The sequence below is a fragment of the Aneurinibacillus aneurinilyticus ATCC 12856 genome (assembly GCF_000466385.1).
GTDB classification, from domain to species: Bacteria; Bacillota; Bacilli; order Aneurinibacillales; family Aneurinibacillaceae; genus Aneurinibacillus; species Aneurinibacillus aneurinilyticus.
Map to the genome: position 1 here is coordinate 32,554 of NZ_KE952818.1, position 7,833 is coordinate 40,386.

Here is a 7,833-nt window from a genome sequence, read left to right on the forward strand (position 1 = left end):
TACCCTGTTAAAATATCAAGTGTAATTTATATAGATGGTACCGATTCATCGCTTCCTGCTTGTTTTCCCCTAGTATACCATGTATCAATTTAGAAATTGCATGTGCTGTTCACTACAGCCATGTATTCCTTACTACTTGCTTTCATTTTTTAACCAACAAAAAAACCCGCCGACTTCGGCAGGTTTCTTACGCTATTCACATATATCAGGCTTAAGACACTGCTTTCTCCTCTATTCCTGCACAATTGACCATTCACTAAAGTCCGGGTTTTGCTTCCTCAGTGAAGATTGTGGGAACACTAACGTATACGGCGTAGCCGAATAAGCAGGAAGCTCCACACCGGACAAATCGAACGAATGGGAAGCAACCACTTCTCCTGTTGCATCATGCACAGTAAATACGGTATCCGCTTCGAGTAAAACCGCTTCGTCACGACTGTTCCGCAGGGCTACAAGCACTTCCAGTTCTCCATTATCTTTCATAACCGTATTGGCACCAATCGCGTGTACAAGTCCTTCTGTCTTGATAAGAGCTCGCTGAATATCCGTTGCGATCTGCTCATCTATTCTTGCCTGCTGTTCAATCCATGTCTCTCCTGACAATTCAAACTCAAGCGTTTGCACACGTGCTTGCGTCTTCCCATCCTGCATGTGAAACTCAAGGCGCCAGGCAGATAAATCGCCACTCGATGCCGCAAGTGAAGCATACGGGAAAGTAAAACGCCACGGCATTCCGCTCTGTGCGGGAATCACTTTCATCTCTTCTCTCACATTGAATAACTGACGAGCGATAATTGCACCTCCCGCATCCTTCAATACGACCGGTACTTGCTCCAACTCCACCTGCTTGTCCATATTATTGCGCAGAAAGCCCAGGACAGAGAAGCCTTCCATCGTCTGCTCCAGCTTATACCCGTCAATCGCAAATACACCCGGCTCAAGCTCTGGCAATTCACTGAAGGCAAACCGGAATACATACGATTCATCCGCCTCTAGCAATGGTCCCCATTCATTTTCCGGAAGAATTAATTTGATAAAAGATCCCTGAACTTCCTCCCCTTCTGAAGCCTCTTCCTCTATCTGCTGTTCCTTTTGTATTACAGGCTGCTCCGCTTCATTCTCCGGTTTGACGGAGCGCCACTTCTTCAAAAATGAAATCATTCCTTCGTCCTCCTAATATGTATCTGACTTGCTATATAGTTGACAGTGGACAGTTGAAAATGGATAGTTAAAATCTACTGTCAACTATACTTATTTAGCTTGCCATTGTCGAAATATCAAGCATGATTTGTACAACACTTCCCTATTATATAGTTTGACCATAAAGAGTGAAAGAAGTTGCTGGCGATTTTCATCATAAAACCGCTCACTTTTTTCCAGCCCGTACACCGCCCAATATAGAGGCAAGCGGTGTAAAGCTAATGATATATGTTAATAGAAGCGTTATCCCTGTCGTCACAGCGAATAACCCCAGCATCCCTCCCGTACCTTCCCAAATCACATCATCGCCATACTCCCTTGGCAGTATACGAAGCACTGTCAGGATTAACGGATGAAGCAGGAACACAAGAAAGGATTGTGCTGATAGCCACTGTATGAAGCCCCCTCCTTGTTGTTTCCGCCTTGGTCTGCTCGTGCATACATAATAAAACAAAAAGTAGCTCGTAATCGTATATAGGACAACTGTCGGCTTAATCGATGCCCCATATGTTTCTGTTATCCAGCTATCCGTAAGCAGAATCACAATGGAAATAAGCCAACAGAACGTTATCAGGATATCATTCCGCTTCAGCCATACTTCCCATCTCCCCTTATATTGGGCCGTATACATGCCCAGCACAAAGAAAAACAGCCACACAGGAAAAATCCGGGTTGCCTGAGGGATTTCTATGAGCCATTCCGTCACACTATGTACATACACCCATGTTTGCGTCAAAAACGTACATAAAAACGAGATAAAGAGCGCCTGATTCGCCCTACGCTTTACCCATAGGCGCAATGCCGGATACAGCAAATACAACTGAAACATAATAATTAGAAAATACAGGTGAACAAAGGCTGAGCCGTCAGGCAGAAAGCATAAAAACGCCCAGCATACATCCGGCAGTGCTTCTGTTCCTTTATCAGCCAGCTCCTCCCGCATTTTGTACAACGTATATATAAGCGTCCAGATAAGATAAGGAATAAAAATTTTCGCCAGGCGCTTACGCATGAACTGTCCGTATTTCAAATGGTCTTTCTTCCGATCCGCATAATAAAGAAGAAAACCTGAAAGAATGATAAAAAGCGGAACCGCATACCGCATGAACTGGTTCCATACAAATCCTACAGGCTCTGCGGTTACATACGGTGCCGTCGCATGGATGGCGATAACCGAAAGCGCCGCAAACGCCCGGATATCGTCGAATGCATACAACCTTTGCTTCATGAAATGCTTCCTTTCTTTGCTGTCGTATTGTAATCAACCATCTACATCTGGCTTGATGAATACACATGATCCTGTGGTGGGAAGTAAGAAAAGAAAAAGAAAATCGGAGACTAAATAAAGACTCATCGGACCGAAGCACAAGGCCGCTTTAACCCTTCTTCTGTTAGAGCGCAGGGCGCATCCAACCTCTTCTTTCTCCGATTCTCCCACTTCCAACCACGTTATCATGTCAAAATATCAAGTATAACTCATATAGTATACCGCAAATAAAGAAAAAAAGAGGCGTCTACCTCTTCTACGATTCCATCATTTTATTAATTCGGTTAATATCTGCATCGTGCTTTCCGGCTTTCCCTTTTAGGTACTCCAGATCAATGTTGTGTATATCCAGCTTACGGCTAACCAGCTGCAGCATCACAGAGATATCTTTGGGTTGATCCTCTTCCAAGCGGTTGACCGTCTCTTCAATTCGGCCTACTGCCTTCTTAATCTCTGTAATATCTTGCTGCATTTTCTGCTGATTTTCCACAACTGGACTCAGTTTTTCATCTAAAACTAAACGCAATAGCTGCTTTAATTCCTCATTCACCAGTTTATCCCCCTTTTTTTCATTACATTCATTTTAACAATAAAGCGACTGAAATGCTTGCTTCTTTCCGTGTAAAACTTCTCTACAGCTTTCTGCTTATCCCCTTCTGTCAACAATAAAAAAGGCCGTCAGTATTCTGACAGCCTAAGACCGTATGCATTTGACTTGATAAGTTGCTCACTTGAACTTCAATGAACACACTTTCATCTGAAGACAAAAAGAAACCTCACTATTCTCTTGCCATTCATACCGATTTCATTTCTATCTATCTTGATGAACCACTATTCTTTTACCAGCTGAACATAGTTAACTGTCAACTGTCCATTATCAACTATTTAAGCTGCTTATTTCGCGCCGCCACCGGATGCAAGCACCCACGGTTTATTGAACGCTTGAACAAGATTATCGTGGTTTACAATAATGTCGAACTGTTTTTGCTTCAGTTCAGCCACTTTCAGTTCAGCCGTTTCCAAATCCACTTTCGTACCAACGCCGACATCAAACTGTACCTGTGCGAGATGAACCGCATCTTGTGCTACCGCCAGATTGGCTTCCAACGCTTTATACTGTTCTTCCAGTGCCCGAATATTGGCATATATATCGCGGATTGCCTGCTCTGTGCCTTCTTTTGCAATGCTGTATCCGGTTTTCGCTTTTTCAACATCCAGCTGTTTTGCTTTATACGTTGTGTCTGCACGATTCCAATCGTATAGCTTAAGATCAAGTCTGGCTAGATCAATTCCTTTATCCGCCTGAAATAATGTCGGATTCTGAGCATTTATCCCCGTAATATGTGCTTCTACATCAATTTCACCAAGTGGTTTATATTCAGGTTTTTCTTCCAAAACTGGACGTTCTTCGGGACGTAACTCTAAAAGTTGGTTAAAGGCTTCATATGCATTACGTAGATTTGTATCATTCACTGCGTTATTTTTCTTTTCTGCATCATAAAGCTTTTCTGCTCGATCTGCTTCGATTTTACCTGCCATACCCGCCTGCTGTTTTAAAAAAGAAACATAACTCTGTGTATGGGCATTTTTCTCCGACAAATCTGCAAACTTCTTTTTCTCTTGTTCCTGAAGAATTTTATTGTATGCAGTACGTACATTGTATGCAATCGTATCCTGCTGTGTGGTCAATGATTGCTTACTTGTATCATATGCAACACCACGGGCTACATAAGCAGTAAACGCTTGGTCGGCTGCAGCAGAAGCTGAGGCTTCAGCAGGCAAAAAACGAATATCTTCCCCTGCCTTTTGTACATCCTCCGATTTTCTTTCGATATCAAGCTGTGTACTTTTTAACTGTTTACTTACGCCTAACGCCTTGTCGATGGCTTCTTGATACGTTAATCCGCCTGCAGCATGCGAAAGTGTAGCAAATGGGAATAATAATGCAGCTGACAACAGGAAAGAAGCAGTTTTTTTCATAGAAATCTCTCCTTACATTACATTTGTTAAGAAAAAGGAACCCCCAACTTGGGAGTTCCTCTTTTTGTTCATCAACAAACTATAATTAGCGTTTGTTAACGAAGATTTCTTGTGTATCAGCTTTCCACTCAACTGTAGCACCAAGAGCAAGAGCCAGGTGAGTGTAAGGAACCATTACACGGTAGCCAGTGTGTTGGCCGTAATTAACTGGTGCATCAATTTGAACCGGAGTACCATTAACAACAAGTTCTTTCTTACCTGCTGTTGCGCTAACGATCTTGTCACCAGCGAAAATAGTTACTGTTTTAGCAGCTTCATTCCAAACAACTTTGTCAGCCGGAATGTTCAGGCTTGCTGCAAAGTGTGCAGCTGGAATGTACGTACGGTTGTAAACCGGATGAACTTCTGGAGCTACATCCATAGTCATCTCTTTGCCGTCTTGAGTGTACGTTTTGCTGCCAATTTTGAAGATGATATTTTCTGCATATTTGTTGCCGTCAGCAGGTGTTACAACTTTTGCAACTGTACCTATTGCTGCATCATGATTGTTTTGGAATGGAATGTAAGTATCTGTGTTGTATCCATACAAAATACCTTGGGAATGATTTTTTGCGTAAACTTTAGTGTCCGTAGTTACTACAGAGTCACCACGAAGAGCCACTTTTAAATCTCCTTCAGAAACTGTACGGTCAACATTTACTTTCACACCGCTAACTTTAATTGTAGAAACTTTTGTACTGCTGAATTTAACTGGAATGTAGATATCTTGACCATCTTTAGATACGTTAGCTGTATCCAGAGTCAAATCCCCATCTGTTACTTCAACTTTTGTAGGTAGAGTTGGTTTTACTCCATCCGGGAAGTGAAGTACAAGTTTCTTATTTTTATCATCAAATGTGTCTTTCTTAGCTTCTTTGATTACAATGGTACCAACATCTTGGTTTTGAGCACCGATGATAACTTTCGGAGTCTCTCCATCAACTGTAACAGTAGCAGCTGGAGTCAATTTAGCTACTGTTAATTCACCAGTCGCACCCGCACTACCGCTAATTGTCATTTTAACATCTTGAGCTTGTGCATTTGCAGCTGTATCAATTGTACCTTTTTCAAATACAAGTTTAGCTACTTTATTTGAATCTTTAGAGTCTCCTTTGATAGTCAAAGTAACTGTAGACGCATCGGAAGAAGAAACAGAAGGTTCAACACGAATACCTTGTGCATCTGACTCAGAAGTCTTGATTTTCGGAAGGTTGTTCAGATTCCACTTCGCATTTCCGCTCAACGTTAATTTGATGGTACGTCCATCAATGAATGTTCCTGGAGCATTTTCTTTAATTGTGAAGTTTGCGATATCTTGATCATCCTGACCACCTACTACAGTTGTTGGTTCAGCAACTGTTGCTGATGTACCATAGTCACCATAAGTAGCAACTTTAAGTGTACCATTTGTTGTACCATAATCGCCTTCGAGAGTAAGCTCAACATCACCAGTTTTTGCTACTGCATCATCAACATCTACTTTACCATTCTTCAAAGCAAACGTTCCTGCAGTGGTGCTAGTAGGATTAGTTCCTGATTTAAGCTTCACACCGATTTTACGCTCATCAATTTTTCTAACCTCAAGGTTTGCATTTCCATCTCCAAACACTTTTTCAACAGTAGGAAGACCGTTCCAAGAGAACCCTTTTGGTAATTTCAAAGTATACTCATCAGTTGTATTGAATAATCCAGGACGATCTTCTTTCAAACGAATAGTTCCAATGGATTGACCGTTTTTATTTTGTAGAGCTGTAATATCATCTGCTGTAGCTGTAACAGAGCCAGTACCTACTTGTGCAATAGCAAGGTCTCCTTTGCTAAGCTTTCCATCTGCAGAATCAATTGTTAAATTAAAAGCACCGGAGTTTCCGCTTGGAACATACAAAGAACTAATCGGCAGGTATACTAAACCTTCGCTAGCATTACCATTTCCATAGATAGTAATTTCGTATTCATCATTTGCTGTATCTTTGTTGCTAGGACCACCTGAAGCATTATTTGCTGCTGAGTATGCACTTGCTTTTTTACCCACTGGTTTAATAGTGACTTTGTCAATTGAGTTTACTGCATCTGCTGCATTTCTTACAGGAATAACGCTCTGATCTGCATTTCCAGAATCTATAGAAGGTGAGCTTCCGTTAAGAGCAAATACTGAACCATCAGTTTCTGTTACTGTTAAAGCATTTTGTGCAACTGTAGCAGTATTCGTTCCACTAGGTGGCTGTTGCTTAATCACAAGCTTACCATTACTACCAGCTGCCGTAAAGTGATTGCTTGTGAAATCCGGTTTGCTATTTAATGCAGATGCAACTTTGTCAGCTGTCGTAATTTCAGTATCAGCATCTGTAAGAGCCACGTCAGCATCAACAGTAACTGGAGTACCATTATTGTTAAAGGAGAAACTAACTTTTGTATCAAAATTTGTTTTAGCATTACCTGGCGCTGTAACAGTAACATTATACGTTAAAGTTTGTTGCGCACCAGCGCCTCTTACAAAATCTTTACCTGCTGAGTTTGCATCAACACCCAAAATACTTGCGAAACCATTGTTAGGTAAACGAACACGTGCAACTGCAGTATCTCCACTACTGATTGTTCCACTAGGAATCTTAATAGCTACATTAGTAACAGTAGAAGAGCCTGTTCCTACCCAAGAGTTAACACCAACAGTTTGTACATTTGAAACTGTGTAAGTAGAAGAAGCAAATGCTGGTTGTACAGCAACTGTAGGTGCTACTAAAGCAGCAGAAATAGCAGCTGTAGAAAGAACTTTAAGTGATTTGTTGTTCTTCACGTTTATTTCCTCCTAAATATTGTTATCATTTTTAATTACGGACGTTAATCAGTTCCGTATGATGAAGGTACATACCCACATCACTGTTTGGTTGAGAGAATTGTATATGTCTTAGCCGAGTTCTACTCTCCATCTATGTACCTTCACCCCCTTTCAGGGAGCAGAACTCTTCTCTATATTTTTAATAGTTAAGGGGTACTGCATCAAATCTTCCAGAAAGCCCAGTAATCAGGCAAATCTTTCCTATGTATAACTCACAAATGAAAGTATACAACGGACTGCCTATGATGTAAATACTAGATTTGTATAAGACTAGTATTTCGTGCTGGTGTCTTTCTATAATGATTAGACGATGGTACGAGGAAAAAGTTGCGCCTGTTTGCAATTTTTTCTTCCCTCTTGTTCGCCTGCATATCATTAGACGAGGCTGAGAGGAAAAAGTTGCACATTCCGCGAAAAAATTTTTCGCCCGCATATTTTGTTGTGCCAGCCCGACATTTCTGCACCTATATACATCTAGTTTGATAAATCGACAAACTTTTGTGGTAAGAGG

Annotated in this window: 5 protein-coding genes; all 5 read right to left on the minus strand. The window is 41.3% G+C overall.

Annotation, left to right across the window (positions count from 1 at the left end; all coding sequences use genetic code 11):
* Window positions 1-231: 231 nt before the first annotated feature.
* A complete protein-coding gene (locus HMPREF0083_RS15250; protein ID WP_021622432.1) occupies window positions 232-1,161 on the minus strand; it encodes an SLAP domain-containing protein in 930 nt (309 codons plus the stop codon).
* Between the two features lie 205 nt (window positions 1,162-1,366).
* Window positions 1,367-2,428, minus strand: a complete 1,062-nt coding sequence (locus HMPREF0083_RS15255; protein WP_021622433.1) for an acyltransferase — start codon at window positions 2,426-2,428, stop codon at window positions 1,367-1,369.
* Between the two features lie 295 nt (window positions 2,429-2,723).
* Window positions 2,724-3,017, minus strand: a complete 294-nt coding sequence (locus HMPREF0083_RS15260) for a hypothetical protein (RefSeq protein ID WP_021622435.1) — start codon at window positions 3,015-3,017, stop codon at window positions 2,724-2,726.
* Window positions 3,018-3,361: 344 nt separating this feature from the next.
* The gene (locus HMPREF0083_RS15265; protein ID WP_021622436.1) at window positions 3,362-4,447 is read right to left on the minus strand and encodes a TolC family protein; all 1,086 of its coding nucleotides are present in this window, start codon (window positions 4,445-4,447) and stop codon (window positions 3,362-3,364) included.
* Between the two features lie 85 nt (window positions 4,448-4,532).
* On the minus strand, window positions 4,533-7,280 hold the full coding sequence (locus HMPREF0083_RS15270; RefSeq protein WP_021622437.1) for a stalk domain-containing protein: 2,748 nt from the start codon (window positions 7,278-7,280) through the stop codon (window positions 4,533-4,535).
* Window positions 7,281-7,833: the final 553 nt, after the last annotated feature.